The organism is Haloplanus salinarum, from assembly GCF_009762275.1.
Classification (GTDB): domain Archaea; phylum Halobacteriota; class Halobacteria; order Halobacteriales; family Haloferacaceae; genus Haloplanus; species Haloplanus salinarum.
Genome location: NZ_CP034345.1, coordinates 1249905 through 1275762, shown reverse-complemented (window position 1 = coordinate 1275762; position 25858 = coordinate 1249905). Strand labels below are relative to the sequence as shown.

The following is a 25858-nucleotide window of genomic DNA, read 5'->3' as shown; positions in this document are numbered from 1 at the left end:
CTGACGTAGGGTTTTGTGGGTGGGCGGCGTAGCTCAGCCCATGACCAGTCTCGGGGAGGTCTACCACGGGGATGACCGGAGCGGTCCGAGTCTCCGGCAGATCTACGCGGGGGCGAGCCTCTTTCTCGTTGGCATCGTCCTCGTCGTGGCTGGAATCATCGTCGCTACGACCGACGTGTTACTGGGCGGCGGAACCACCCTCCTCGACGTGCGCGAGTACGGCGGCATCCTCGCTGGCCTCGGCGTGCCCGCCGTCTTCCTCGGCATCTCGGCGGTCCTCCCCGCAGAGCGCTCGACGCGTGCCGCCGCGGGCATCGGGGCCAGCGTCGCCGTCCTCGGCGTCGCGCTGTTCTCCCACGCCTACCCCTGCCGGTGGTCCGGCGCCAACTGCGCCCCCGGCATGGTCGACCTGACGCTCCCGACAGCCGGCGTCTACTTCCTCGGCGCGCTCACCACCTTCTGGTGTCTGTTCGTCGGCATCGCCAACTTCAAGACGCGCAACGACCCCGGCGGCACCGTCACCATGGAGGTGACCCGACAGGGAGAGACGAAGGTGATCGAGGTGGACCGCTCGACGTCGCGTGGCGGGGTCGGCCTCGGCGGGAGCGCCTCCGGCCCGACGGCCACCGTCGGCGCCGAGGTGAGCGACGGCGGCGCCGACGAGGACGACATCCGCGAAGTCGCCACCGTCTCCTCCGGTTCTGAGTCGACGGGGACGTCGAGTCCCCAGTCGCCGCCGTCGCCGTCCGGTCCGACCGACACCACCGACGAGACTTGGAAGTCGACGGCCGCGACCGACGCGACCACCGACGCCGCCGACCGCTACTGTGGCAACTGCGAACACTTCGAGTACGTCCGCACCGAGCGCGGCATCCAGCCCTACTGTGGCTACCACGACGGTGTCATGGCCGATATGGACGCCTGCGAGGACTGGCGCAGTCGCTAGCTCGGGGGTCTCACCCGCTCCGATCCTCCAGCCGTCGCCGCACGTCCGCCCAGTGGCTGCCCTTCCAGAAGTGGCCGCCACACCGCTCGCACCGCCAGACGTCGGTCTCGGCGGGGTCGGGCGCGTCCGCCGGCGCCGTCGCCGACGCGGCGACGGGGTCGAGCGGGCCGTTACACCGCCCGCACCGTCGCGGCCGCTCGGGGAGCGAGAGCGACACCCCCGCCTCGCGGAGTTCCCGCAGCTGCTTCTCGACGTCCCGTGCCGTGAGTCGGATCGCCCCCTCGGTCCGCGCGGCGAGGTCGGCGTCGCGGGTGAGCAGCCGCCGGTCCTCGCGCTCGGCGAGTTTCCGGACGGCGTCGTCGGCCTCGACCCCCCGATCGAGGGCGTAGGCGGTGTCGTACCCACACATCCGGAGGTACGTCGCCAGTTTGCCGAGCATCGCGTCACAGAGGAACCGCATCCTCAGTCGAGGAACGCCGACAGCGTCCCGACCGGGGCGGCGTTCACCACGTCGTCGGCCTCGGCCCACCCCCGGCGAACGGTGTGGACGCCGTACCGTCGATAGTCCAGTTCGCCGACCCCGTGGGCGTCGGTGTCGACGACGATCGGTGCCCCGGCCTCGACGGCGGTCCTGACCGCCGCGTCGTTCAGGTCGAGGCGATGGGGGTTGGCGTTCACCTCCAGGGCCGTGTCGGCGTCGGCGGCCGCCGCGGCCAGTCGGTCGAGGTCCGGATCGAGCCCCGGTCGGTCGTTGATGAGGCGGCCGGTCGGGTGGCCGAGGACGTCCGTCTCGGGGTGTTCGACCGCGGCGACGAGCCGATCCGTCGCCGTCTCCCGATCCTGGCCGAGCCCGCTGTGGGGCGAGGCGATCACCAAGTCGAGTTCGGCGAGGACGTCATCGCCGACCGAGAGGTCGCCGTCGGCGTCGACGTTGGCCTCGACGCCGTGGAACACCTCGACGTCGGCGTCGGCGGCCGCGTCCGCGACGGCCGCGGTCTGCTCGCGCAGGTCGTCGTCGTCGAGGCCGACGCCCCCGACCATCCCCGGGCCGGTCGCGTGGTCCGTGATGGCGACGTAGTCGTCGCCGCGTTCGGCCGCGGCCGCGATCATCGTCCCGATCGACTCGGTCCCGTCGGACCAGTCGGTGTGGACGTGGAGGTCACCCCGGACGTCGCCGGGTTCGATCAGGGTCGGGAGGCGGCCCTCCCGGGCGGCCTCGATCTCTCCCCGATCCTCGCGGAGTTCCGGCGGGATGGGCGGGAGGTCGAGCGCCTCGTACATCTCGGCCTCGGTCGCGCCGCCGATCCGCCGGCCGGTGCGCTGGCCCTCCTCCCCCTCGCCGGCGACGTCCCCGACGTCGAAGACGCCGTACTCGTTTATTTTCAGGTCGCGCTCGATGGCGAGGTTCCGGAGGTGGACGTTGTGGTCCTTGCTCCCGGTGAAATACTGGAGCGCCGAACCGAACTCGTCGGGGACGACCACCCGACAGTCCACGCGGAGGCCCCGGGCCCGGACGCTCGCTTTCGTCGTCCCCGACTCGATCACGTCGTCGACGGCCGCCCAGTCGAGGAAGGCGTCGACGGCCGCGGGGGCGTCCTCGCTCGCCACCAACACGTCGACGTCGCCGATAGTCTCGCGCCACCGGCGGAGCGACCCCGCGACATCGGCGCGCTCGATCGGTGCCGCTCGGCGGAGGCGGTCGAGGACCGTCTCCGCGACCGGGCGGGCGTCGCCGAGGAGTTCCCGCTCCTGGGCTTGGCGGGCGAAGGGGACGTTCTCGAGGATGTTCGCCTCGGTCTTGGCGCCGAACCCCGACACCTCGCGGATCTCGCCTGCCTCCGCCGCGGCCTCCAGTTCGTCGAGGGTCGTGATCCCGAGCGCCTCGTGGAGCGTGCCGACCGTCTTCGGGCCGACGCCCTCGACGCTCGTCAACGCCGCCATGTCGACGGGGAGTTCCTCGCGGAGTTCGGCCAGTTCCTCGATGTCGCCGGTTTCGACGTACTCGACGATCTTATCGGCCAGCGCCTCGCCGACGCCGTCGATCCGCTCGACGGCGTCCCGGCCCTCCGCCACGAGGTCCTCGATCGGGGTCGGGTGCTCGCGGACGTTCTCGGCGGCGCGACGGTAGCTCCGGGGTTTGTACTCGACGCCCTCGGCTTCGAGCAGGTCGGCCATCTCCTCGAACCGGGTCGCCACCTCCGCGTTCAGGCTCACGGGCGCCCCCGGGTGTTGTGGCTCGTGTCCTCGTTCCCGAGCGCCTTCCGCAGGAACTTCATCCACCGCTTGCGGTCCGCGGCCTCCTGGGCCTCGGCCTCGCGTTCGAGGTCCGCCGGGCCGAGCGCTTCGAGGGCGTTGAGTGCGCGGTCGATGCCGACGATGCTCTCGGCCAGCCGCTCGCCCTCGGCGTAGCTCACCTCGCCGTCCTCGATGCGCTGGAGTCGTTCGAGTCGTTCGCGACGGAGGTTCCGCTTCGCTCGCTCGACCCGCTCGCGTTCGCCCGTCGGCACCGTCTCGCGGCGCTTGATCTCGAAGACGAACTCCTGGAGGTCCACCTCCTCGCCCTGCACCTCGATGGTCTCGGGGATGGCCGCGCCCACCGTCGCGGCCTCGCGGTTGACGCGTTCGAGGAGTTGCTTGCGCTCGAACTCTTTCACGCCGGAACGTTCGTGGGCCGCTCACTTCGCTCCTTCGCCCGCGTCGGTGTAGGGGTCCTCGATGTCCGGGTCGCCGCCGAGGGCGACCCCCACCCGCCGGGTGACCAGGTCGAACACGAGGACGACCGGCAGGAGGAGGCGGCCGACGATCCACACCGGCCGTGCCGTCCTGAGCGACCACTCCTCCGCGTTCCCCAGCCCGTACGCCTTCGGGATGATCTCACCGAACACGAGGACGACGCTGCTGGCGACGACCGTCGTCAGGGCGACGGCGACGCCGCCGGAGAACCGTCCAGCGAGGAGGACGGCCAGGATGCTGGAGATGGCGACGTTGACGACGTTGTTGCCCACGAGCAGCGTCACGAGGAGGCGGTGTGGATCGCCCCGGAGCCGGGCGAGCAGCGACGCCCGGCGGTCGGTGGCGGCGCGTTCGTCGAGCCACGACCCCGACAGCGAGAAGACGGCGATTTCGGTACTGGAGAAGAAGGCACTCGCCGCGAGCAGGCCGATCAGCGCGACGACGCTCAGCACCGTCGAGTCGAGCGCGGTCATGCCCCCCGTCGTGTCGGTGTCGGCAAAAAGGCCGGGGCCGGCAGACAGAAAGTTCTTGAGCACGGCCCGACCATCCCCGGCAAATGGATCGGCCCCGCGACGCCGCCGGCGTCGAGGTCAGCGTCGTCCTCCCCGCCTACAACGAGGAGCGGACCATCGAGGACACCGTCGAGACGACCCTCTCGACGCTCGCCTCCTTCCTCCCGCCCGGCTCCTTCGAGGTGCTCGTCGCCGAGGACGGCTGTGACGACCGCACGCCGGAGATCGCGGACCGACTCGCCGCCGCCGACGACCGCGTCCGCCACGTCCACAGCGACGAACGGCTCGGCCGCGGCGGCGCGCTCGAACGCGCCTTCGCCGCCGCCGCCGGCGAGACGCTCGTCTACTTCGACACCGACCTCGCGACGGACATGGGGCATCTGTCCGAACTGGTCGAGCGGGTCCGCTCCGGCGAGGCGGACGTGGCGACCGGTTCACGGTGGATGCCCGGCCAGGTCGCCGACCGCCCGGCCAAACGCGGCGTCCCCTCCCGGGTGTACAACGGGCTGGTTCGCCTGTTCCTCCGCTCGCCGCTCCGCGACCACCAGTGTGGGTTCAAGGCGCTCAGCCGCGAGGCCTTCGAGCGCCTCCACGACCGCGTCGAGGACGAACACTGGTTCTGGGACACGGAACTGCTGGTCCGCGCCCAGCGGGCCGGCCTGGAGGTGGCGGAGTTCCCCGTCGAGTGGGAGCCGAAAGGCGACACGAAAGTCGACCTCGTGCGTGACGTCTTCGGGATGGGGAGTCAGATCCTCCGGCTCTGGTGGCAGGTGTCGGTGAGTCCCCGCATCACCCGTCGGGTGAGCGTCGGCGCCGGCGCACTCCTGACCGTCCTCGCGCTCGCGCTCATGACGCTGTACCTCGATCCGGGGGCCGTGTTGGCGGAACTGGAGGACGCGGACCTCGGACTGGTCGCGCTCGCCGGCGTCGTCTACCTCCTCTCCTGGCCGCTCCGCGGCGGCCGCTACCGCGACATCCTCGCCGAACTCGGCTACCACGAGCGCCTCGGCTTCCTGACCGGTGCGGTGTTCATCAGCCAGACCGGCAACCTAGTCTTTCCCCTCCGCGCGGGCGACGGCGTGCGTGCGTACGTGATGAAGGCCCGGCGGGACATCCCGTACCCGACCGGGTTCGCCTCGCTGGCCGTCGAACGGGTGTTCGACCTGCTGACCATCACGGTCCTGGGCGGCGCGGTCCTCGTCGGCTACGTCCTCACCGGCGCGACCGAGTCGGTGGTGGCGACGCTCTCCGGGAGCGTCCCCGGCATCGACCCGCGGAGCGCCCGGACGGCCCTGACGGTGGCGGCGGGGGTCGCCGCGGCGGCCGTCCTCGCTACCGCGACCATCGTCGTCTCCGCCCGCCGCGACGGCAACCTGATCCGGCGGCTGCTCTCCCGCGTCAGCTCCGACTCCTACGCCGACTACGTGGCGGGCGTCCTCGAATCGTTCGTCGGCGGCGTGCAGACCGTCGCCGCCGACCGCGGCGCCTTCGCCCGGGTCGGCGCGAGCAGCCTCGCAATCTGGGGGCTGGACGTGGTGACCGCCATCCTCGTCCTCGCGGCCTTCGACGTCGCGCTGGCGACGCCGACGCTCGTCGCCGTCGGCTTCTTCGCGGTCAGCGTCGGCAACCTCGCGAAGGTGCTGCCGCTCTCGCCCGGCGGCATCGGGCTCTACGAGGCGGCCTTCACCCTCCTCGTCGCGGGGCTGACACCCGTGACCGGGCCGACCGCCTTCGGCGCGGCGATCCTGGACCACGCCGTCAAGAACCTCGTCACCGTCGCCGGGGGCGTCGTCTCGATGCTCGCGCTCAACGTCTCCTTGACGACGGCCGTCGACGAGACGGGCGCCGGGGATCCCGATCCGGAGCCGGAGGTGGAGTGACGCCTCACCCCTCGTGAAACAGGTCGGCCAGGCGGTCGATCCCGTCGAGCAGGTTCGGGCTCGGCTGGTTCAAGAGCGCGTCGTCGACGACGTGGACCGCGGGGTCGACGTCCCAGTCGCGGTCGGTGATCGTCGCGGGGTCGACGTCCGTCCCCCGGCCACAGAGGTGGAGAACGGCGTGGTCGGGGTCGGCCGCCTCCACCTCCGCACGGGCGACGGGCCGGGAGCGCTCGCCCGGGTCGACGAAGGGGTAGCGACCGCCGGCGGCGGCGACGGCCTCGGGCACCCAGTTGCCGGCGGCCATCGGCGGCTCCGCCCACTCCTCGCAGTAGACGGTCGGCCGCGTCGCGGGCGCCCGGTCGCGGAGGCGGGCCAGTCGCTCGCGGCTGTCGGCGGCGAGTGTCGCGCCCGCGTCGGGGCGGCCGACGGCCCGGCCGAGTTCGGCGAACCCCTCGACGACGCCGTCGAGCGTCGTGGCGTCGGCGTGGTGGACCGCCAGCCCGCGGTCCCGGATCGCGTCCCGGACGTCGGCTTGCAGGGCGTCGCCGGTGCAGACGAGGTCCGGATCGAGGGCGTCCAGACGGTCGAGGTCGGGGTTCAGCCAGCCGCCGAGGACCGCCGGATCGGCGTCGACGCCGGCCAGTTCCCGCGGGCAGTGGCTCGTGACGCCGACGAGGCGGTCGGCGACGCCGAGTTCGCGGAGCGTCGCCGTGGCGGCCGGCGCGAGCGAGACGATGCGGCGGGACACGGTCGATCCACGGGAGCGACGCATATGAACGCCGCGCCGCGACCGACACCGATACCTGCCGGGGGCGGCGACGTGGAGGCGATGCGGACCACACACGAACTCCACGTCGGCGACGCGGCCGCGATGGACGCGGTTGCCGACGGGTCGATCCCGCTGGTCGTCACCTCGCCACCCTACCCCATGATCGAACTCTGGGACGACCTCTTCGCGGCGCGGGATCCCGACGTGGACGCGGCGCTCGCCGCGGGCGACGGCGACGCCGCCTTCGAACTCATGCACGCCCAACTCGACGCCATCTGGGACGAACTCGACCGCGTCCTGGCGCCCGGGGGCATCGCCTGCATCAACGTCGGCGACGCGACCCGATCCATCGGCGGGGAGTTCCAGCAGTTCCCGAACCACGCACGGATCGTCGACGCCCTGCGTTCCCGGGGACTGACCCCGCTTCCCGACGTACTCTGGCGCAAGCCGACCAACAGCCTCGCGAAGTTCATGGGATCGGGAACCCTCCCGCCGAACGCCTACGTCACCCTCGAACACGAGTACGTCCTCCTCTTCCGGAAGGGTGGGACCCGCTCGTTCCCGCCCGGCGACGACACCCGGTACGAGAGTGCCTTCTTCTGGGAGGAGCGCAACCGGTGGTTCTCGGACCTGTGGGAGGTGCGCGGCGAGGAACAGGGCGCGAACGGGGCGACCGAGCGGCGGGAGCGCTCGGCGGCGTTCCCAGTCGAGATACCGCTCCGCCTGATCCGGATGTTCTCGGTGCGGGGTGATCGGGTGCTCGATCCCTTCGCGGGGACGGGGACGACGGCGCTCGCGGCCATGCTCGCCGCCCGCGACTCGGTCGGCTACGACCTCGACGGCGACCTCTTCACCGCGCTCGACGACCGGGTGGACGGCCTGCCCGAACGTTCGCGACGGCGCGTCGACGAGCGCCTGACGCGCCACCGGGCGGCGATGGCCGACAGGGAGGGCGGGTACGAGGCCGAACATTACGACTTCCGCGTCGTCACGAAGGCCGAGCGGCGGATTCGGCTGTACGCCGTCTCCGCGGTGGAAGCGGGGACACGGACCGACGGCCGGCGCTACCGGGTGGACCACGACCCCGTCGACGGGAACGACTTTGTTCCGGGTCACGAAGGGTAGTCCATGGAGTTCGACTCGCTGATCCTCGCGGCGGCGACGGCCGACCTCGACGACGAACCCGCGGCCCGCCCCCACGCCGACGCCGTGGAGTTCCGGATGGACCTCGCGACGGACCCACTGGCCGCTCTGGACGCCTACGACGGGGACCTGCCGATCATCGCGACGAACCGCGATCCGGCCGAGGGCGGCGAGGCCGAGGGCTCGGAACGGGAGCGTCTCGACGTCCTGGAGACGGCGAGCGGCTACGACGCGGTGGAAGCGATCGACGTCGAGGTGTCGAGCCTCCGGGGCTCGCCCGGTTCGACCGTGGCGGCGACGGCACGCGACCGCGGGGTCGCGGTCGTCGCCTCGGTCCACGACTTCGAGGGGACGCCCTCGGAGTCGCGGCTGGACGACCTGCTCGCGACGGCGGCTGAGTTGGGCGACGTGGGGAAGGCGGCGGTGACGGCCACCGACCGGAACGACGCCCTGACGGTCCTGTCGGCCACCCACGCGGCGACGGCCCGCGGCGACCGGGTGGCGACGATGGCGATGGGCGAGGCCGGACGGCACACCCGTGCGGTCGCCCCCCTCTACGGCTCGAAGATCGGATACGCACCGGTCGACCCCGCCGAGGCCACCGCGCCGGGGCAGTACGACCTGGCGACGCTTTCGACGCTGATCGAACGACTCGGCGGCCGGTGATGCCGGCCGAGAGTATAAACGAGTGGCGCGCCGAGTGCGGAAGGAGATGATCGACGTGGAACGGCGGACCCTCGTCGCCGTCGCGATCAGCGTCTGTGGCGCCGCCGTCGGCGTCGCCGGGGCGGGCCACGCCTATCTCCGGGAGTGGGGACGTGCGTTCGCGTGGTTCTCCTTCGTCCTCGGGACGGGGTTGATCCTCGTCGCGGCCTTCGCGGACCCGGAGACGGCGACGCTTTCGACGCTGCCGCTCCGGGTGACCGGACCGATCGTCGCGCTCCTCGCGATGAACACGGCCGATACGTACGCCGTCGCGCGCCGGGAGCGGGGACCGACGGCCGTCGACGCCGACGGGCCGACCGTCCCGTGTCCGTCCTGTGGTCGGGAACTGGACCCGGATCTCTCCTTCTGTCCGTGGTGTGCCGGGTCGCGAACCGAGGAGGAGTGACTACGTCCGCAGGAAGTAGACCTGCTTGCGGGCGTCCTTGAAGCTGTACCGGGAGCCGACGATGTCGGACTCCTCCAGCCGGTTCAGCGCGTACCGAACCGTCCGGTCGGGGAGCAGCGACTCCTCGGCGAGTTGGCCCTGCGACAGCGGCGAGTCGCTCTCTAGCACCTTGGCGACGAGTTTCGCACTCGGGGGGAGTTCCCGAAGCCGCTCGCGGTATTCGCTGGTGGTCAGCCGGTCGTCGCCGACGGAGTCTGCCGCAGTGGTGCTCATACCCGTTCCTCCCCGTCGGTAGTGGTAAAGGTTATCTCTATATGCGTGCATATTCCGGAGATACCTTATATGACATTGTTTATCACGGACGACGGTCGCGCCCGCATCCAGTACGGTTTTAATCTTCGGGCAAAGAGACGCGGGACGTGAAAGGAGAGGAGTGGTACCAGACGGACGAAGTCGCCCAGGCGTACGAAGCCAAGCGCTTCTCGCGCGGCGGGCGACTGATCGACCGCCGGGAGAAACGGGCCGTCCTCGAGGCGCTGAGCCCCATCGAGGATCGGCGGGTGCTCGAGATCGCCTGCGGGACGGGGCGGTTCACCGTCATGCTGGCCGAGCGCGGGGCGGACATCGTCGGTCTGGACATCTCCTCGGCGATGCTGGCACAGGGGCGGGAGAAGGCCCGGGCGGCGGACGTCGCCGATCACATCGAGTTCCTGCGCGGCGACGCGGCGCGACTCCCCTTCCCGGACGATCACTTCGACACCGTCTTCGCGATGCGCTTTTTCCACCTCGCCGACACGCCGGCGAAGTTCCTCGCGGAGATGTGTCGCGTCTCGAAAGAGCAAGTGTTCTTCGATACGTTCAACGACCGCAGTACGCGGGTCCTCTACAACTGGCTGCTCCCGATGGGTTCGCGGCTCTACGGCCGCGAGGAGGTCGAACGACTCATCGACGGGGCGGGACTGGAACTCGCCGACGCGAACCACGACTTCGTCCTTCCCTACGGGTTCTACCGGAAGATCCCCAACCAGTTGGCCGGCGCCTTCCGGTCCGCGGACACCGCCGTCGGCGACACGCCGATCGGCGACCACCTCGCCTCGGTCTCCTACTGGAACGCCCACGTCTGATACCGATTATTGTAACTGTTCACCGGTGGTTCGCCGGACCGTCCTGGTGAACCACCGGTACTGACTTACGATAAACAGTATGAGCCGAGTGGGAATCGTTATGGTCTCGGAGGCGGTGTGACCGGATATGGAGCTCTCGGTAGTGATACCGACACTCAACGGCCGGGACCACCTCGCGGCGGGCCTCGACACCCTCGCGGCCCTCGTCCCGGACGCGGAGATCGTCGTCGTCAACGGGCCGTCGACGGACGGCACTACCGGGATGGTTCGCGACCGCGACGACGTCGACGTCCTCGTCGAGGTGTCGACCCGCACCGAGAACGTCGCCCGCAACGCCGGTCTGGAGGCCGCCACCGGCGACGTCGTCGCCTTTCTCCGTTACGACCTCGTGGTCGAGTCGTCGTGGCTCGACGGCCTGCGCGACGGCCTGGCCGACGCGCCGGTCGTCACCGGCCCCACCCACCGGACCCTCGGCGGCGGGATGACGACCGAGGAGTCCGAGCGCCGAACGGTCGGTTCCCGCGAGGTGACGTACTTCAACGGCGGCAACGTCGCGTTCCGGCGACGGGTCGTCGACGCGCTCGACGGCTTCGACGAGTACCTCGAAACCGGCGGCGACCGCGACGCCGCCCACCGACTGGCAGCCCTCGACTACGACGTCGCCTGGCGTCCCGGGATGGGCGTCCGGCGGGAGTACTCCGCCGACGGCGGCGTCGCCACCGACGACCGCGGCGCCGAGTTCCGGGCGCTGGCCTACCGCCTCGTGAAGAACTACGGGGTCCGGCCGGCCGTGGCGACCGGCACGACCCGCCGCGCCGTCCGGGACGCCGTCTCGGCGGGCCGGGACGTCCTCCGCGGTGACCTCGACCCGACCGAGTGGTTCGCCACCGGCCGCGCCGTCGTCGGCGGCGTCGCCCGCGGCGCCGCGGACGGGCTGATCGCCCGCGTCAAGGATCGGTCACCCGCCCGCAACCCCCACGGCGTCTCGGATCGCTCCGACCGCGCCGTCGCGCGATACGACTGGCGCTGAGTCCTCGGGCGCTCGATCAGGCGATACGGACCGCGTCGCCGGCCCCGAGGCCGAACCGTTCGTCCCCCCGTCCCCGGTTCACGTCACACTCCACGTAGCCGTGGCTGCCGACGGTGACGAGCGGATCGCCCGGGGCGACCGACGCGAACGTCTCCACGACGGGCACTCGGTCGCCGTTCACCGTCACCGTCTCCCGGCCGTCGAGGAACGTTCCGGGGACGTTCGTGACGACGTTCCCGAAGTCGTCGACAGCGAGGACCTCCCCCGACGCGTCGCCGGCCTCGACGGTCGCCTCGGGCAGGTCCACGGTCGTCGGGTCGGCCGGCGACAGGCGCTCGTGGGCGTCGAGTGCACCGATCCCTCGCGACCTGACGACGTCGTGGACGGTCGCCGCGAGCGGCGCGAACACGTCCCGGCCGTGGAACGTACTGGAGGCCGGGTCGCCGGGGTCGGCGTGGAACCAGTCGACCCCGTCGTCGTCGGCGATCCGCCGCGCGGCGGGGACCAGGAGGCCGTTGTCCGGGCCGACGAACGCGTGGCCGTTCGCCCGTCCGACCAGGACGCCCCGGTCGGTGCCGACGCCGGGATCGACCACCGCGAGGTGGGTCGCCGGCGGGAAGGTCGGCAGGGTCTCCCGGAGCCAGAACGCCGACTCCCGGACGGCACCCCGGGGCAGGTCGTGGGTCACGTCGACGAGGCGGGCGCCGCTCCGCCGGCAGATGACCCCCCGCATCGCGGCGGGGTACGGCGAGCCGAAATCGGAGGCGAGCGTGATCATGCGCCGTTGGCGTCGGTCTCGCTCAGGCGCTGGATCCGCTCGATGCCGTCGACCTCCTCGATCACCTCGACCACCGGATCGGGGACCAGGTGGCGCCACTCGCCATCCTCGACCATCCGTTCCCGGAGCTCCGCGCCCTCCAGCACGTCGCGGTTGAACATGGGCGACTGGCGGACCTCGACGCCGGCTTCGCCGAACAGCTGGATGACCAGCGGGTTGTTGGAGTACGCCACGTCGAAAGAGGGGGACATGCTCTGGACGTGACTCACCCAGACGGAGTTCCGGTCGAGGTCCTCGATGGGGACGACGTAGCTCGTACAGTCGAACTCCGCGACGGACTTCGTGACCATCATCACGCGTTCGCCGGCGGTGAAGGGGTTGCGACGCGAGTGGGAGTGGCCGGCGGAGCCGATCCCGAGGACGACTTCGTCCACCTCCGCGACGATCTCTCGGACCATTCGATGGTGGCCGTCGTGGTACGGCTGGAACCGGCCGATGTAGAACCCCCGCATGGTGGCGACGTGTACACGCGCGTTTATAAAATCGACGAGTCGGCGAACGGGCCGTATTTCGTCCGCAGACGGATTGTTGCGCCGGATCCCCGTACTTCGTCGCTGAGATTGGGGGGAGAAAGTATATCAGTTGCGCACCCTTCAAATCTATCAACGACACCGTTCTATGAACGACGACACGAACACGGACGAGCGCCCCCCCGACGACGAGGAGCGCGGTTCCTCGGACGGTCGGACTGCGTCCGACGACGGCGAGGGATCGGAGATCCCTCGGGAAGCCGGCAAAGCCGGCGACGGCGAGGAGCAACGCTCCTCGGGCAACCGGACGCAGTCCGGTGACAGCGAGGACCGGGTCGATCCGGATCCCTCCCGTAACGAGTCCGGCGGGGCCGACGACTGGGAAGACGACGTCCCTGTCCCGACCGATGGACCGGGGTCCGGCAACGGTCAGGCCGACGCGCCGACCGACGAGTCGGACGAGCGGTCCATCGACGACCTCGGCAGCGACGTCGAGATCGACGCCGAAATCGACGAGGATGCCGAGGAGGGCCTCCTCGGTGGCCTTCAGATCGATTCGACCGCCGAGATCAAGGTCCCCGATCGCCTCGTCGATCAGGTGATCGGGCAGGAACACGCCCGCGACGTCGTCATGAAGGCGGCCAAACAGCGCCGCCACGTCATGATGATCGGCTCGCCCGGGACGGGCAAGTCGATGCTCGCGAAGGCGATGAGCGAACTGCTTCCGAAGGAGGAACTGCAGGACGTTCTCGTCTACCACAACCCCGACGACGGCAACGAACCGAAGGTGCGAACGGTTCCCTCGGGGAAGGGCGATCAGATCGTCGAGGCCCACAAGGAGGAGGCCCGCAAGCGCAACCAGATGCGCTCCTTCCTGATGTGGATCATCATCGCCATCGTGCTGGGGTACTCCCTCATCATCGCCGGCAACATCCTGCTCGGCATTCTCGCGGCGGGGATCATCTACCTCGCCTTCCGCTACGGCTCCCGTGGCTCGGACGCGATGATCCCGAACCTCATCGTGAACACCGCGGACCAGCAGACGGCGCCCTTCGAGGACGCCACCGGTGCCCACGCCGGCGCGCTCCTGGGCGACGTCCGCCACGACCCGTTCCAGTCCGGCGGCATGGAGACGCCGTCCCACGACCGCGTCGAACCCGGTGCCATCCACAAGGCCAACAAGGGCGTGCTGTTCATCGACGAGATCAACACGCTCGACGTCAGGAGTCAACAGCACCTCATGACGGCGATCCAGGAGGGCGAGTTCGGCATCACCGGCCAGTCCGAGCGCTCCTCGGGCGCGATGGTCCAGACCGAGCCCGTCCCCTGTGATTTCGTCATGATCGCCGCGGGGAACCTCGACGCCATGGAGAACATGCACCCCGCGCTCCGCTCGCGGATCAAGGGGTACGGCTACGAGGTGTACATGGACGACACCATCGAGGACACCCCGGAGATGCGTCGGAAGTACGCCCGCTTCATCGCTCAGGAAGTGGAGAAGGACGGCCGCCTGCCCCACTTCACCGACGACGCCATCGGCGAGGTCATCCTCGAGGCGCGTCGCCGTGCGGGCCGGAAGGGCCACCTCACGCTCAAACTCCGGAACCTCGGCGGACTGGTCCGTGTCGCGGGTGACATCGCCCGTGCCGAGGACGCCGAGTACACGACCCGGGAGCATATCCTGCAGGCGAAGGGTCGTTCCCGGAGCATCGAACAGCAGCTCGCGGACGACTACATCCAGCGGCGCAAGGACTACGAACTCCAGGTCAGCGACGGCTACGTCACGGGTCGCGTCAACGGCCTGGCCGTCATGGGCGAGGACTCCGGTATCGTCCTCCCGGTGATGGCCGAGGTGACGCCCTCCCAGGGGCCGGGCGAGGTCATCGCCACCGGCCAACTGAAGGAGATGGCCCAGGAGGCGGTGTCGAACGTCTCGGCCATCATCAAGAAGTTCTCCGACGAGGACATCACCCAGAAGGACATCCACATCCAGTTCGTGCAGGCGGGCGAGGGCGGCGTCGACGGCGACTCCGCCTCCATCACCGTCGCCACCGCGGTCATCAGCGCCCTCGAAGGCGTGGGTGTCGACCAGTCGCTGGCGATGACCGGATCGCTCTCGGTCCGGGGCGACGTGCTCCCCGTCGGCGGCGTCACCCACAAGATCGAGGCCGCCGCCAAGACCGGCTGTGACCGGGTCATCATCCCCGAGGCGAACATGCAGGACGTGATGATCGAAGACGAGTACGAGGAGATGATCGAGATCATCCCGGTCAGCCACATCAGCGAGGTCCTCGACGTCGCGCTCGAAGGCGAACCCGAGAAGGACTCGCTGGTCGACCGTCTCAAGACGATCACGGGCTCCGCGCTCGACAAGCAGAGCGTCAGTCAGGGCCCGAGCAGCCCTAGCCCGCAGTAGACGTGCCCGAGTGGGCGGCGTTCGCCGGCTTCGTCGGCGTCGTCCTCGTGGGCCTGCTCGTTCTCGCTCGCGCCTCCGCCGACACGCTCGGTGCGCCCGAGTTTCCCGCGACCCTCACCGACCGCGTCGTCGAGACGCCGACCGACCCGCCGCCCGGCGCGACCCTCCGCAGACCCACCGCGCCCTCGACGCCGACGTTGCTCGCGAACGTCGTCCTCTCGCAGGGCGCCTTCGCGTCGCTTCTGGTGGTCGGCGCGTGGCTGACGGGGGTCCCGGCCGCGGCCGTCGGCCTCGCGGCCGACGCGTTCGCGCGGTCCGACATACTGGGCGGCATCGCCCTCGGCGTCGCGCTCCACGTCGTCAACGCCGTCGGCTCGCGGCTGACCGACCGGTTCGAACTCGGCGATCCCGAGCGACTCAGGCGGGCGATGACCCCCGAGACGACCGTGGGCTGGGTGGGGCTCCTGGGAGTCGTCCTGCCGCTCGTCGCCGGGTTCGAGGAACTCCTCTTCCGGGGCGTCCTGATCGGCGCCTTCGCGACGGGATTCGAACTCTCCCCGTGGCTGCTCGCTGGCCTCTCCTCGGTCGCGTTCGCCCTCGGCCACGGCGCCCAGGGCCGACTCGGTATCGTCGTCTCCGGCGCGCTCGGGTTCGTCCTCGCCGTCGCCTTCGTGCTGACCGACAGCCTGGTGACCGTCGTGATCGCCCACTACTTGGTGAACACGCTGGAGTTCGTCGTCGGCGGTCGGTAGCCGTCGGTCGCGCGGTCAGGCCTCGACGTCGCGGAGGCGCTCCGCGACCGCCGGCGGCGTCGCGCCCGGTCCCTCGATCCGGTGGTCGGGGATGAAGAGGGGTACCGGGTTCTCCCGAAGCGCGGCGCGGACGGCCTCGAGATCGTCCGCCTCGTCGTCGTCGAGGCCGGCCAGTCGCGCCAGCCGCGACACACTGACCGTCTCCCCGTAGGGGACGTTGCGCGCCGCCTCGAGCACCGTCCGTTGCTCGGTCGGGACGGTGAGCGCCACCTCGACGTCGTCGAAGTGGTCCTCGGCCCCATCGAGGTAGGCGAACACGCGGTCGAGCAGCGGGTGGTCCGGATCGGCGTCCGCCGGCACCGTCTCGGGGAACGAGACGCTGATCACGCGGTCGCCGGCCAGCCCCACCTGGATCGCCCGCCCGAGCGTCGGCGCGTCGCGTGCGTAGAGTCCTTCCATGGTCGATCGGAGGGCAGCGCGGCCCATATGGGTTGCCGTCGGCGGGCGCCGCCGCCGCCGTGGGACGCAAGCCTTATGTGCAAATACGTCCGTTAGTGTACAATGATGGACGCTAATGGTGAAGAACTGGCGCCCGCGGTGCGGTCGATCCTGTCGGCCGCCCGCGACCGGACCGGCGGCGAGGAGCGCGTGTCGGTCGAGGCCCGATCCGTCCCGGCGGCCTTCGCGGCCGCCGAGGCCGACGGCCGGGTGCCGGTGATCGCGGAGGTGAAACCGACCAGTCCGACGACCGACGGTCGGCGGGACGACGACCCGGTCGACCTCGCGCGAGCGATGGTCGACGGCGGCGCGGCGGCGCTGTCGGTGTTGACCGAACCCGAGCATTTCGGCGGGTCGCCGGCGTCACTGGAGCGGATCCGGGCGGCGGTCGACGTGCCAGTGCTTCGCAAGGACTTTATCCTGACCGAGGCCCAACTCGACGTCGTGGAGTCGGACGTCGTCCTGCTGATCGCGCGGTTCGTCGACGACCTGCCCGCCCTCGTCGCGGCGGCACGGGAGCGTGGCTTCCAGCCGCTGGTCGAGGTCCACACGCGGGCGGAACTCGACCGGGCGACCTCGGCGGGTGCGGACCTGATCGGGATCAACAACCGCGACCTGGCGCGACTCGAAGTCGACCTCGACACCTTCGAGTCCCTGGCGCCCTCGGTTCCCGACGACGTGACGCTGATCGCCGAGAGCGGTATCGCGTCGGTCGCGGACGTCCGGCGGATGCGCGAGGCGGGTGCCGACGCCCTGCTGATCGGGAGTGCGATCATGGACGGTGACGTGACAGCGAACGTGCGGCGATTGACTTCAGCATGAGTTCTCACACAGGCAAGTTCGACGAGTACGGTGGACAGTACGTTCCCGAGGCGTTGATGCCCGCCATCGAGGAACTGGAAGACGCGTACGAGCGGTACGTCCTCGACAACGAGGACGGATTCATGGACGAGTTCCGGCAGCGGCTGGCCGACTTCGGCGGCCGGCCCACGCCGCTTCAGCGCGCGGATCGGCTCTCGGAGCGCTACGACGCCGAGGTGTACCTCAAACGCGAGGACCTGCTCCACGGCGGCGCCCACAAACTCAACAACGCGCTCGGGCAGGTCCTCCTCGCGAAGTACATGGGGAAAGACCGGATCATCGCGGAGACGGGCGCCGGGCAACACGGCACCGCCACGGCGATGGCGTGTGCCCACTTGGGGATGCCCTGCGAGGTGTACATGGGCCGCCGGGACATCAACCGCCAGCGCCCCAACGTCTTCCGGATGCGCCTCAACGGCGCCGAGGTGACCCCGGTGACCGTCGGCCGCGGCACGCTGAAGGAGGCCATCAGCGAGACGATGCGCGACTGGGCGGAGAACGTCGAGGACACCCACTACGTCATCGGCTCGGTCGTCGGTCCCCACCCCTTCCCGGCGATGGTCCGTGATTTCCAGCGCGTGATCTCCGAGGAGGCACGCGAGCAGACCCGGGAGAAGGCGGGTCGCCTCCCCGACTCGGTGCTCACCTGCGCGGGCGGCGGGTCGAACACCATGGGCCTGTTCGCCGAGTTCGTCGACGACGAGTCGGTCGACCTCTACGCCGTCGAGGCCGGCGGCAGCAGTCTGGAGGTCGACGAAGCGGAGGGCGTCGCCCCCAACTCGGCGACGCTCTCGACGGGCACGGAGGGCATCCTCCACGGCTCCCGCACCCGCATCCTGCAGGACGGGGACGGACAGATCATGGAGTCCCACAGCGTCTCGGCCGGCCTCGACTACGCCGGCGTCGGCCCCGAACTCGCCGCCCTCGTCGATCGGGACCGGGTCACCGCCGTCAACGTCGGCGACGACGGCGCGCTCGCGGGCTTCCATCGCCTCTCGCAACTCGAGGGGATCATCCCCGCGCTCGAATCCGCTCACGCCCTCGGCTACGTCGAGGACCACCACGAGGAGTTGGGCGAGGTGATCCTCGTCAACGTCTCGGGTCGCGGCGACAAGGACCTCGAAACCGTCCTCGAGGAGACCCACGACCGCGACATCGAGGGCGCCCCGGACATGGACACCTTCGAGTCGACGGGGGGGTTCTGATGAGCCGCATCGCCGAGGCGTTCGCTGACGGCCCCGCGTTCGTCCCCTACCTCGCGGCCGGCGACCCCGACTACGAGTCCTCGCTCGCCTACGTCGAGGCGCTGGAACGCGGCGGCGCCGACGTCATCGAACTCGGGCTTCCCTTCTCCGAACCCATCGCCGAGGGGCCGACAATCCAGAGCGCCATCGTCCGCGCCCTGGAGGCCGGTATGACGCCCACCCGCTACTTCGAGTTCGTCGAGGACCTCGCCGTCGACGTGCCGCTGGTCTGTATGACCTACTACAACCTGATCTACCAGTTCGGCGAGGGCGGCGGCCCCGACGACTTCGTCCGCCGGGCCGCCGAGGCGGGCATCGACGGCTTCGTCGTCCCCGACCTGCCGGCCGAGGAGGCCGAACCGCTCCGCGAGGCCTGCGACGAACACGGCTGTGAACTCGTCTTCATCGTCGCGCCGACGACCCGGGGCGAACGTCTGGAGCGCATCATGTCCCAGGTGTCGGGCTACGTCTACGTGCAGGCGCGACTCGGGACGACCGGCGCCCGCACGGACCTCTCGGATCGGGCCGCGGAGAGCCTGGAACGGGTCGCCGAGTGGGACGTCCCGAAGGCCGTCGGCTTCGGCATCTCGACGGGCGAGCACGCCCAGCGTGTCGTCGAGGCGGGTGCCGACGGCGTCATCGTCGGCTCCGCGCTCGTCGATATCGTCGCCCAGGGCGTCGAGCGCGGCGATCCGGCGGTGACCGTCGCGAGCCGCCTGGAGGGCAAGGCCCGCGAACTCAAGGCGGGTGCGCTCCGCGGGGCGTCGGGGAACGAACGTCCGCATCCGGAACGTACATAAGCGCCACTGGTACAGGGTAACATATCGATGAACACGGGAACACGAGCGCGCCTCCGGCGTATCTCGACGGACGACCGCTACCTGATCGTCCCCATGGACCACGGCGTCACGATGGGGCCGGTCAAGGGACTGGTCGACATCGAATCGACCATCGACGCGGTCACGGACGGCGGGGCTGACGCCGTCCTCACGCAGAAGGGCATCGCCCCCCGCGTCCACGACAGCAAGAACGGATCGGGCTACATCGTCCACCTCAACGGCTCGACGAACATCGGCCCGGACGAGTCCGACAAGCGCCGCACCGGTACGGTCGAGGCGGCACTCCGGGCCGGCGCCGACGCCGTCTCCTTCCACATCAACGTCGGCTCCGAGTACGAACCGGAGCAGATGACTGACCTCGCACGGGTGACCGAACGCGCCGACGAACTCGGCGTGCCGACGCTCGCGATGGCCTACGCCCGCGGCCCCGATATCGAGGAGGACGACCCCGAGGCGCTGGCCCACGCCGTCCGTCTCGCGGAGGAACTCGGGGCTGACGTGGTCAAGACCGGCTACAGCGGCGACGGCGACAGCTTCGCCCCCGTCTGTGCGGGGTCGCGCCTGCCGGTGGTCATCGCCGGCGGGAGCCGCGGCACCGACCGTCAGACCGTCGAGATGGTCCGGGGCGCGATGGACGGCGGCGCCGCCGGCGTCTCGATGGGTCGCTCCATCTTCCAGCACGACGACCCCGGCGCCATCACGCGCGCCATCGCCGCGGTCATCCACGACGACGCGAACGTCGACGAGGCGCTCCGGCGCGGCGGTCTGCTCGAAGCCTAGCCCCCAGTCGCCACGTTGAAGCCCGGTCCCGTTCTGGTGGGGGTAATGACACGCAGCGTGTGGTTGAAAGCCGATGGGACGGTCGGCGACTGGGAGTCACGAACGGAACGCATCACCGCCGGCCTCGAGGCCGGCGTCGACTGGGTGCTCGTCGACGAGACGGACGTGGCGCGGGTCCGCGAACTCGGCGACGTGAACGTGGCGGCCTTCCGCTCGGACGCGGACCTCGTCGAGGACGCCGAGGACGAGGGCGCCGTCGCCGACGCCTACGTCGTGGGCAAGAACGGCGAGGGCGACGGCACGGTCGACCTCCCGCCGGACCTCTCGGGTTCGGCCGACCTCTCGACGCTTCGCCGCGACGACGGGTCGACGCGGGGCGCCTACGTCCGCATCCTCGGCAAGGAGTACGAGACGTTCGCGGAGGCGGCCGCCGAGGACGCCGACTACACCTTCGTCGTCGGCGAGGACTGGACGATCATCCCCCTCGAGAACCTCATCGCCCGCATCGGCGAGGAGACGGAACTGATCGCCGGCGTCACGACCGCCGAGGAGGCCCAGACGGCCTTCGAGACGCTAGAGATCGGTGCCGACGGCGTCCTGCTGGACTCGGGCGACCCGGACGAGATCCGCGAGACCTGCGAGGTCCGCGACGCCGCCGACCGCGAACACCTCGACCTGGAGTACGCCGAAGTGACCGACGTCGAGCGGACGGGCATGGCCGACCGCGTCTGTGTCGATACCGGCTCGCTCATGGAGGGATCCGAGGGGATGCTGGTCGGGTCGATGTCCCGCGGGCTCTTTTTCGTCCACGCGGAGACCGCCGAGTCGCCCTACGTCGCCTCGCGGCCCTTCCGGGTGAACGCCGGCGCCGTCCACGCGTACGTCCGTACGCCCGGCGGCGGGACGCAGTACCTCTCCGAGCTGGCGAGCGGCGACGAGGTGCAGGTGGTCGACGTCGAGGGCGACACCCGCGAGGCCGTCGTCGGGCGCGTCAAGATCGAAAAGCGGCCCATGTTCCGCGTGGAGGCCGAAGTCGAGACCGAGGAGGGCGTCGACCGCGTCGAGACGCTGCTCCAGAACGCCGAGACGATCAAGGTCCACACCCGCGAGGGGCGGACCGCCGTCACCGACCTCGACGCCGGCGACGAGATCCTCCTCCACTACGGCGACGGGGCGCGCCACTTCGGCGAGACCGTCGAGGAGAGCATCATCGAGAAGTGACGCCGTGACGGTCACGCGGGTCCCGGTTCCGACGGACACCTCGGCCCCCGGCGGTCGGACGAACGCCTACCTCCTCGACGGGCCGGCCGGCGCGGTCCTCGTCGACCCGGCCGGGCGCACCGACGACCTCGACGCCGCCGTCGCCGACCGCGAGGTGACTCACGTCGCGGTCACGCACGCCCACCCCGACCACGTCGGCGGCGTCGCCGCGTACGCCGCCGAGACGGGCGCGACCGTCTGGGCCCGCCGCGGGCGCGAGGCGCGGTTCGAGGCCGCGACGGGCCGCGCCCCCGACCGCACGTTCGCCGAGGGTGACCGCGTCGGCGACGCGACCGTCCTCGACACGCCGGGGCACGCCCCCGACCACGTCGCCTTCGCGACCGGCGCCGGCGTCGTCTCCGGCGACCTCGCCGTCGCCACCGGGAGCGTCGCCGTCGCCGCCCCCGAGGGCGACCTGCGGGCGTACCTCGTTGCCCTCCGTCGACTCCTCGCCCGCGACCTGCCCCGCCTCTACCCGGGACACGGCCCGGTGATCGACGATCCGCGAGCGACCCTGACCCGACTTTACTTCCATCGCCTCGACCGCGAGCGACGGATCGAACGCGCCGTCCGCGCCGGCGCCGAGTCGGTCGACGCGGTGGTGAGCGCGGCCTACGACCGCGAACTCGGCGACTACCGGGACCTCGCGGCCGCCACCGCCCGTGCCCACCTCGACAAACTCGCCGTCGAGGGCCGGGTTCGGTTCGACGCCGGGACCGACCGGGTCGCCCCCCGGTAGCGACGACGTTTTTCCCCTCCATCCCCCAGCGGGGGTATGAACCCGCTCGAAACCGAACTCGAACGGGCGCGGGCCCTCGACGTGAGCGACCTCGCCGACGCCATCGAGTCCATCGGCTTCGAGTGTACCCGGTGTGGCGCGTGCTGTAAGGCGGACGACGACGACCCACACACCGCGACGGTGTTCCCCGACGAGGTGCGGGATCTGCAGGCGGCGACCGACTACGACTGGCGCGACGTGGCGCGGCCGATGCCCTACGGGCTCTCCGAGGGGCCGGACGGCCCCGAGGGCGAGACCTTCGAGTGGGCTCTGGCGACCGACGCCTGCGGGGACTGTACGTTCTACGAGGAGCGCGAGGGCGAGGGGCGGTGTACCGTCCACGGGGACCGGCCGCTGATCTGCGAGACCTACCCGTTCAGCGTCGCGCTCGGCGGGACGAGCCAACCGATGGGCGAGGCCGTCGACGAGGCGGGGATGGTCCGCGCCCACGAGTGCGAGGGTCTCGGCCGCGACGTCTCGCGTGCGGACGCCGAGGATCTGGCCGCGGCGCTCAAGGAACGGGCGATCCGCGAACTGACGGAAGCCATCGACGTCCGCGACGCCTACACCCCGGTCGAGACCGGGCCGGGCGAGGTCGTCGTCCACGACTCCGAAGGGGCGAAAACGCCCGACGGACGGTCTCGATGACGGCGATACACCTTTAACGATTCCGCCACAGAACCGCATGGAGGTTTAGATTGTGGAGATCTCAGATAAACTGCTGTGTCTGTTCAGCGAGCGCGTACGGGCGGAGGACGACACGTACGTGATCGAGGTACCGCAACGCGAGATCGAGACGGGGTCGATCGACCCCGACGAGACCTACCGTGTCGCACTCATCTCTCGGGAGCGAACGGAGTCGGCCGAAGACGAGGACTCGTCGACCGACGCGCCGTCGTCGGAACCCCAGCCACCCGTCGAGAGTGGCGAGATCCGGTACGTCGAGATCGAGGACATCGGCAAACAGGGCGACGGCATCGCACGGGTCGAGCGCGGCTACGTCATCATCGTCCCCGGGGCCGAGATCGGCGAACGCGTCAAGATCGAGATCACCGAGGTCAAGTCGAACTTCGCGGTCGGCGAGATCATCGACGAGGACTTCTAGGCCGACACAAGGCCCTTGTCGCCGCACGGTCGAGAGTCCCGTGTGTACCGACGTGCCCTCCTCTCTACCGGTCCGGCGCTCGCGACGGCCGGCTGTTCCGGCTTCGGCTTCGGCTTCGGCACCGACTGTTCCCGCGGTGCCAGCCTCCGACTGCGACCCGTGACCGACGCCGAGATCGCGGAGCGGGCGAGCGAGCCACTCGACACCTTCTCGCCGCCCGAACGGACCGCCGTTCGAGCCGCCCGGCGCGACGAATCGCCGACGATCACCGCCGAAGGCACTCCCTTCTCCGGCTCCGGCGTCGAGTACGTCGTCGTGGACGGCGCGTACGTCGCCGTCGAGACGCCCGTCGTCGCCACGACCGAACGCACCGGCTACCGCTTCACGCTCGACACCGACGGTGCGACGGCCGACGGCGCGGAACGCCGGATCGCGGCGTTCGACGACCTGCCCGCCGTCGACCGGGCCGCGCTCTACGCGGGACTGGGCTTCCCGCGCACCCAGGAGATCGAGCGCTTCGACCGCGCCCGCGCCGTCGGCCTCGGCGGCGTCCTCACGTACCCGGACGACGAGGCCGAGGCGCGGTCCGAACTCGTCCCCGACCCCGCGTACGACGTCCTCCGGATCGGTGGTCGCGCGTTCCGGTTCGGTCTGGAGGGCCGGGAGTCGGTCACCGTCGAAACCCGGCGGATCGAGGTGCGCGAACTCGCGGACGGCCCCGAGGGGTTCGCGTCCGTCGTCCTCGATCGGTACGGAACCGACCTCGACGGCCTCTCGCCCGAACAGCGTGAGATCGTCGAGACGGCCATCGACGACGAGTACGAAGAGTGTGCGCCCTACTCCGAGGCCTACGCCGGCGTCCAGCGGGCGCTCGGTCGGCCGCCGACCCGGGTGACGGGCGACGGCGACGGCGTCGCGACGACGCCCGACGTCGACACCCCGGAGCGGGTCGACTACGCCAACTACGAGGCCCGGTGGTACGCCGTCGACCTCGGGGAGTACGTCGTCTAGTCGGCCGACTCCGCGACCGAGGCGAACGCCGAGAGGTCGACCCCGAGTTCGCGGTCCAGATCCGCAATCGAGCCGTAGGGTCGGTTGACGACGATGTCGCCCGCGGTCGACTGACCGACCCCCGGCAGCAGTTCGAGTTCGTCCATCGACGCCGCGTTGGGGTCGAGCGGGTGGGGGACGCCGGTCACCGACCGGTAGCCGTGATCCACCACGGCGACGTCGAGGGTCGTCCCCAGTTCGCGTTCGCCGGGGACGGCCACGAGCAGTGGGTAGGTGCCGAGCTGTCGGCCGAAGGTCTTGCCGTCCTGGTGGTACTCTAGGTGGACGTCGGGCAGGACCGTCCCCGCGGGCACGACCCGGCGGAGCATCGGGCGGTCGATCTCCTCGCGCACCTCGCGTTTGTACTCCGTGAACAGTTCCTTGTGGTCGCGGGCGATGTCCGCCCCCGTGTCGCTCATCTCCGTCCCCGCGAAGGCCATCACCTGCCGGATGTTGATCCGGCGGAGCATCAGCCCCTCGTCGTAGACGCGCTGGAGGAACCGCTTGTTGTGCTCGAAGGTCTCCCGGCGCTCGCCTTGGAGGCCGTGGACGAGGTTGATCCCCGGGAGGAGCTTCGGCAGGCGATCCGCCGCCGACTCGCCGACGGTGGGTGCGTCGTCGGGGTCGTCGCCCGGCCGCCAGCCCGCCTCCTCGTTGACGACGCGAACCGCCTCCAGACACTCGTCGGCCGAGACGAGCAGGTTGTTCTCCTCGCGGACGACGGGATCGGCCGATTCGAGGCCGAAGGCCGCGGTGTCGCCCGCCGTGTTGTGTTCGGCGATGATCCGGATCGCCTCCCGTGACTTCTCGGGATAGTCGACGATGGTGACCGGGTTCATGTTGTCGAGGTGGAGCGTCTCCAGGTCGGGGGCGACATCCCGGATGCCCGCGTAGAGCCGGCGGAGCGCGTCGGGGTTCGGCGCCTCGCCGTCGCCGCCGAACGCGAGGATGTCGGCCTGGCGGCCCAGGCGGAAGTGCCGCACGCCGCGCTCGTACAGCGCCTCGACCTCGCGGACGACCGACTCGGCCGACCGGAAGCCCGGATCGCCGTACAGCGGTTCGGTGCAGAAGGAACAGCGGTACGCGCAGCCGCGGGAGGTTTCGAGTTCGGCGATCAGGTAGTCCGGATGATTGGGGTGGTCCTCGACGACGAACGCCCCCTTCGCGGCCCAGCGGTCCAGTTCCTCGTTGTCGCGCATGCGGTCGCCGAAGCCCTCCAATCCGCTTTCGACGAGGTCGTGGGCCGCCGCCTCGACATCGCCCTTGGCGACGAAGTCGTAGTCGAGATCCTTGCGCTCCATCTCCTGGGCGCCGGCGTTCTCCTCGCCGACGCCGAAGCGGACGGGCCCGCCCATCAGCGTCGTCCCGTCGGCGGTCCAGGCCAGTTCCCGCACCTCGTCGGGTTCGGCGGGCGTCCCGCCGACGTACTTCCCGGGGACGGTCATGCCGCCGAGGTAGATCACCAGGTCGGCGTCGGCGACGTCGGCCCACTTCCGCCGCTCGTCGCGGAGTTCGTCGATGGTGTGGTACGTGATCGATCCGGCGGGCACGCCGGCGTCGACCAGCGCCCCCGCGGTGAAGCGGGGGTACGTCGAGACGTACGGCGGGACCCCGAAGTGTGCGGGTTCGTCGACGTAGCCGTCGACGACGGTGACGGTGAGGTCCGCGGGGTCGGTCATAGGGGCGAGTTGGCGGCCGACGCGTAAAACCGTGTTCGTG

28 protein-coding genes are annotated in these 25858 nt (G+C 70.5%); 18 read left to right on the top strand and 10 right to left on the bottom strand.

Annotated elements, in window-relative coordinates:
• Window positions 1-40 precede the first annotated feature (40 nt).
• Window positions 41-946, top strand: a complete 906-nt coding sequence (locus EI982_RS07880) for a cell division protein CdpA domain-containing protein (protein ID WP_157689136.1) — start codon at window positions 41-43, stop codon at window positions 944-946.
• 10 nt (window positions 947-956) lie between these two features.
• On the opposite strand, the gene EI982_RS07875 is transcribed toward EI982_RS07880, so the two are convergent.
• The 4 genes from EI982_RS07875 to EI982_RS07860 are packed head-to-tail and all read right to left on the bottom strand — an operon-like array spanning window position 957 to window position 4152.
• A complete protein-coding gene (locus EI982_RS07875) occupies window positions 957-1406 on the bottom strand; it encodes a Mut7-C RNAse domain-containing protein (protein WP_157689134.1) in 450 nt (149 codons plus the stop codon).
• Window positions 1407-1408: 2 nt separating this feature from the next.
• Window positions 1409-3160 (bottom strand): DNA polymerase/3'-5' exonuclease PolX, encoded by a 1752-nt coding sequence (polX, locus tag EI982_RS07870; RefSeq protein ID WP_157689132.1) that lies wholly within the window; start codon window positions 3158-3160, stop codon window positions 1409-1411.
• The gene (locus EI982_RS07865) at window positions 3157-3600 is read right to left on the bottom strand and encodes a DUF5788 family protein (RefSeq protein WP_157689130.1); all 444 of its coding nucleotides are present in this window, start codon (window positions 3598-3600) and stop codon (window positions 3157-3159) included. The genes polX and EI982_RS07865 overlap by 4 nt, the downstream gene beginning before the upstream one ends.
• Before the next feature lie 21 nt (window positions 3601-3621).
• Window positions 3622-4152 (bottom strand): CNNM domain-containing protein, encoded by a 531-nt coding sequence (locus tag EI982_RS07860; RefSeq protein ID WP_157689128.1) that lies wholly within the window; start codon window positions 4150-4152, stop codon window positions 3622-3624.
• 83 nt (window positions 4153-4235) lie between these two features.
• On the opposite strand from EI982_RS07860, the gene EI982_RS07855 reads away from it, so the two are divergent.
• The gene (locus EI982_RS07855; RefSeq protein ID WP_157689126.1) at window positions 4236-6071 is read left to right on the top strand and encodes a flippase-like domain-containing protein; all 1836 of its coding nucleotides are present in this window, start codon (window positions 4236-4238) and stop codon (window positions 6069-6071) included.
• Window positions 6072-6075: 4 nt separating this feature from the next.
• Here the strand turns inward: EI982_RS07855 and EI982_RS07850 are convergent, their stop codons facing one another.
• Window positions 6076-6843: a helical backbone metal receptor gene (locus tag EI982_RS07850; RefSeq protein ID WP_157689124.1), complete on the bottom strand. Its 768-nt coding sequence runs from the start codon at window positions 6841-6843 to the stop codon at window positions 6076-6078.
• Window positions 6844-6900: 57 nt separating this feature from the next.
• Here EI982_RS07850 and EI982_RS07845 point away from each other — a divergent pair, with 57 nt between their 5' ends.
• Genes EI982_RS07845 through EI982_RS07835 form a run of 3 tightly spaced genes read left to right on the top strand, consistent with a single transcriptional unit; the run spans window position 6901 to window position 9094 of the window.
• A complete protein-coding gene (locus tag EI982_RS07845; protein WP_157691095.1) occupies window positions 6901-7965 on the top strand; it encodes a DNA-methyltransferase in 1065 nt (354 codons plus the stop codon).
• Between the two features lie 3 nt (window positions 7966-7968).
• Window positions 7969-8649: a type I 3-dehydroquinate dehydratase gene (locus EI982_RS07840; protein WP_157689122.1), complete on the top strand. Its 681-nt coding sequence runs from the start codon at window positions 7969-7971 to the stop codon at window positions 8647-8649.
• A gap of 46 nt (window positions 8650-8695) precedes the next feature.
• The gene (locus EI982_RS07835; protein WP_157689120.1) at window positions 8696-9094 is read left to right on the top strand and encodes a DUF7575 domain-containing protein; all 399 of its coding nucleotides are present in this window, start codon (window positions 8696-8698) and stop codon (window positions 9092-9094) included.
• Here EI982_RS07835 and EI982_RS07830 read toward each other — a convergent pair whose 3' ends face one another.
• Complete coding sequence (locus EI982_RS07830; protein WP_121920910.1) at window positions 9095-9367, bottom strand: winged helix-turn-helix domain-containing protein; 273 nt, start codon at window positions 9365-9367, stop codon at window positions 9095-9097.
• Between the two features lie 146 nt (window positions 9368-9513).
• On the opposite strand from EI982_RS07830, the gene EI982_RS07825 reads away from it, so the two are divergent.
• Both EI982_RS07825 and EI982_RS07820 read left to right on the top strand, forming a co-directional pair.
• Window positions 9514-10218 (top strand): class I SAM-dependent methyltransferase, encoded by a 705-nt coding sequence (locus tag EI982_RS07825; RefSeq protein ID WP_157689118.1) that lies wholly within the window; start codon window positions 9514-9516, stop codon window positions 10216-10218.
• Window positions 10219-10345: 127 nt separating this feature from the next.
• Window positions 10346-11248: a glycosyltransferase family 2 protein gene (locus tag EI982_RS07820; protein ID WP_157689116.1), complete on the top strand. Its 903-nt coding sequence runs from the start codon at window positions 10346-10348 to the stop codon at window positions 11246-11248.
• Window positions 11249-11264: 16 nt separating this feature from the next.
• Here the strand turns inward: EI982_RS07820 and EI982_RS07815 are convergent, their stop codons facing one another.
• Both EI982_RS07815 and EI982_RS07810 read right to left on the bottom strand, forming a co-directional pair.
• Entirely contained in the window at window positions 11265-12026 is a 762-nt protein-coding gene (locus EI982_RS07815) for an SAM hydrolase/SAM-dependent halogenase family protein (protein WP_157689114.1), read from the bottom strand.
• Window positions 12023-12538, bottom strand: a complete 516-nt coding sequence (locus EI982_RS07810) for a nicotinamide-nucleotide adenylyltransferase (protein WP_157689112.1) — start codon at window positions 12536-12538, stop codon at window positions 12023-12025. Before EI982_RS07810 ends, EI982_RS07815 begins: the two co-directional genes overlap by 4 nt.
• 166 nt (window positions 12539-12704) lie before the next feature.
• Here EI982_RS07810 and lonB point away from each other — a divergent pair, with 166 nt between their 5' ends.
• Complete coding sequence (lonB, locus tag EI982_RS07805; RefSeq protein WP_157689110.1) at window positions 12705-14972, top strand: ATP-dependent protease LonB; 2268 nt, start codon at window positions 12705-12707, stop codon at window positions 14970-14972.
• A gap of 2 nt (window positions 14973-14974) precedes the next feature.
• On the top strand, window positions 14975-15724 hold the full coding sequence (locus EI982_RS07800) for a CPBP family intramembrane glutamic endopeptidase (protein ID WP_157689108.1): 750 nt from the start codon (window positions 14975-14977) through the stop codon (window positions 15722-15724).
• Window positions 15725-15739: 15 nt separating this feature from the next.
• On the opposite strand, the gene EI982_RS07795 is transcribed toward EI982_RS07800, so the two are convergent.
• On the bottom strand, window positions 15740-16183 hold the full coding sequence (locus tag EI982_RS07795; RefSeq protein WP_157689106.1) for an MGMT family protein: 444 nt from the start codon (window positions 16181-16183) through the stop codon (window positions 15740-15742).
• Window positions 16184-16288: 105 nt separating this feature from the next.
• Here EI982_RS07795 and trpC point away from each other — a divergent pair, with 105 nt between their 5' ends.
• The 9 genes from trpC to EI982_RS07750 are packed head-to-tail and all read left to right on the top strand — an operon-like array spanning window position 16289 to window position 24100.
• Window positions 16289-17044, top strand: coding sequence for an indole-3-glycerol phosphate synthase (gene trpC, locus EI982_RS07790; RefSeq protein WP_157691093.1), 756 nt, complete (start codon window positions 16289-16291; stop codon window positions 17042-17044).
• Window positions 17041-18288 (top strand): tryptophan synthase subunit beta, encoded by a 1248-nt coding sequence (gene trpB / locus EI982_RS07785; RefSeq protein WP_157689104.1) that lies wholly within the window; start codon window positions 17041-17043, stop codon window positions 18286-18288. Before trpC ends, trpB begins: the two co-directional genes overlap by 4 nt.
• Window positions 18288-19127 carry a tryptophan synthase subunit alpha gene (trpA, locus tag EI982_RS07780; RefSeq protein ID WP_157689102.1) on the top strand — a complete coding sequence of 280 codons (840 nt, stop codon included), beginning with the start codon at window positions 18288-18290 and terminating at the stop codon, window positions 19125-19127. Before trpB ends, trpA begins: the two co-directional genes overlap by 1 nt.
• Before the next feature lie 27 nt (window positions 19128-19154).
• Window positions 19155-19946 carry a 2-amino-3,7-dideoxy-D-threo-hept-6-ulosonate synthase gene (locus EI982_RS07775; RefSeq protein ID WP_157689100.1) on the top strand — a complete coding sequence of 264 codons (792 nt, stop codon included), beginning with the start codon at window positions 19155-19157 and terminating at the stop codon, window positions 19944-19946.
• Window positions 19947-19991: 45 nt separating this feature from the next.
• Window positions 19992-21167 (top strand): 3-dehydroquinate synthase II, encoded by a 1176-nt coding sequence (locus EI982_RS07770; RefSeq protein WP_157689098.1) that lies wholly within the window; start codon window positions 19992-19994, stop codon window positions 21165-21167.
• A gap of 4 nt (window positions 21168-21171) precedes the next feature.
• The gene (locus EI982_RS07765) at window positions 21172-21945 is read left to right on the top strand and encodes an MBL fold metallo-hydrolase (protein WP_157689096.1); all 774 of its coding nucleotides are present in this window, start codon (window positions 21172-21174) and stop codon (window positions 21943-21945) included.
• A 36-nt stretch (window positions 21946-21981) separates the two neighbouring features.
• A complete protein-coding gene (locus EI982_RS07760) occupies window positions 21982-22632 on the top strand; it encodes a YkgJ family cysteine cluster protein (RefSeq protein WP_157689094.1) in 651 nt (216 codons plus the stop codon).
• 52 nt (window positions 22633-22684) lie between these two features.
• A complete protein-coding gene (locus EI982_RS07755) occupies window positions 22685-23089 on the top strand; it encodes a TRAM domain-containing protein (RefSeq protein WP_157689092.1) in 405 nt (134 codons plus the stop codon).
• 42 nt (window positions 23090-23131) lie between these two features.
• Entirely contained in the window at window positions 23132-24100 is a 969-nt protein-coding gene (locus EI982_RS07750; RefSeq protein WP_157689090.1) for a hypothetical protein, read from the top strand.
• Here the strand turns inward: EI982_RS07750 and EI982_RS07745 are convergent.
• Window positions 24097-25818, bottom strand: coding sequence for a radical SAM protein (locus tag EI982_RS07745; RefSeq protein WP_157689088.1), 1722 nt, complete (start codon window positions 25816-25818; stop codon window positions 24097-24099). The genes EI982_RS07750 and EI982_RS07745 overlap by 4 nt on opposite strands.
• Window positions 25819-25858: the final 40 nt, after the last annotated feature.

Excerpts from the sequence above, each read along its gene's own strand:
- EI982_RS07830 (WP_121920910.1), bottom strand. The coding sequence starts at position 9,367 with ATGAGCACCACTGCGGCAGACTCCGTCGGCGACGACCGGCTGACCACC.
- EI982_RS07815 (WP_157689114.1), bottom strand. The coding sequence starts at position 12,026 with ATGATCACGCTCGCCTCCGATTTCGGCTCGCCGTACCCCGCCGCGATG.
- trpA (WP_157689102.1), top strand. The coding sequence starts at position 18,288 with ATGAGCCGCATCGCCGAGGCGTTCGCTGACGGCCCCGCGTTCGTCCCC.
- EI982_RS07875 (WP_157689134.1), bottom strand. The coding sequence starts at position 1,406 with ATGCGGTTCCTCTGTGACGCGATGCTCGGCAAACTGGCGACGTACCTC.
- EI982_RS07745 (WP_157689088.1), bottom strand. The coding sequence starts at position 25,818 with ATGACCGACCCCGCGGACCTCACCGTCACCGTCGTCGACGGCTACGTC.
- EI982_RS07845 (WP_157691095.1), top strand. The coding sequence starts at position 6,901 with ATGCGGACCACACACGAACTCCACGTCGGCGACGCGGCCGCGATGGAC.
- EI982_RS07840 (WP_157689122.1), top strand. The coding sequence starts at position 7,969 with ATGGAGTTCGACTCGCTGATCCTCGCGGCGGCGACGGCCGACCTCGAC.
- EI982_RS07775 (WP_157689100.1), top strand. The coding sequence starts at position 19,155 with ATGAACACGGGAACACGAGCGCGCCTCCGGCGTATCTCGACGGACGAC.
- EI982_RS07835 (WP_157689120.1), top strand. The coding sequence starts at position 8,696 with ATGATCGACGTGGAACGGCGGACCCTCGTCGCCGTCGCGATCAGCGTC.
- EI982_RS07795 (WP_157689106.1), bottom strand. The coding sequence starts at position 16,183 with ATGGAAGGACTCTACGCACGCGACGCGCCGACGCTCGGGCGGGCGATC.
- lonB (WP_157689110.1), top strand. The coding sequence starts at position 12,705 with ATGAACGACGACACGAACACGGACGAGCGCCCCCCCGACGACGAGGAG.
- EI982_RS07770 (WP_157689098.1), top strand. The coding sequence starts at position 19,992 with ATGACACGCAGCGTGTGGTTGAAAGCCGATGGGACGGTCGGCGACTGG.
- EI982_RS07820 (WP_157689116.1), top strand. The coding sequence starts at position 10,346 with ATGGAGCTCTCGGTAGTGATACCGACACTCAACGGCCGGGACCACCTC.
- EI982_RS07810 (WP_157689112.1), bottom strand. The coding sequence starts at position 12,538 with ATGCGGGGGTTCTACATCGGCCGGTTCCAGCCGTACCACGACGGCCAC.
- EI982_RS07880 (WP_157689136.1), top strand. The coding sequence starts at position 41 with ATGACCAGTCTCGGGGAGGTCTACCACGGGGATGACCGGAGCGGTCCG.
- EI982_RS07860 (WP_157689128.1), bottom strand. The coding sequence starts at position 4,152 with ATGACCGCGCTCGACTCGACGGTGCTGAGCGTCGTCGCGCTGATCGGC.
- trpC (WP_157691093.1), top strand. The coding sequence starts at position 16,289 with ATGGACGCTAATGGTGAAGAACTGGCGCCCGCGGTGCGGTCGATCCTG.
- EI982_RS07850 (WP_157689124.1), bottom strand. The coding sequence starts at position 6,843 with ATGCGTCGCTCCCGTGGATCGACCGTGTCCCGCCGCATCGTCTCGCTC.
- EI982_RS07855 (WP_157689126.1), top strand. The coding sequence starts at position 4,236 with ATGGATCGGCCCCGCGACGCCGCCGGCGTCGAGGTCAGCGTCGTCCTC.
- EI982_RS07760 (WP_157689094.1), top strand. The coding sequence starts at position 21,982 with ATGAACCCGCTCGAAACCGAACTCGAACGGGCGCGGGCCCTCGACGTG.
- trpB (WP_157689104.1), top strand. The coding sequence starts at position 17,041 with ATGAGTTCTCACACAGGCAAGTTCGACGAGTACGGTGGACAGTACGTT.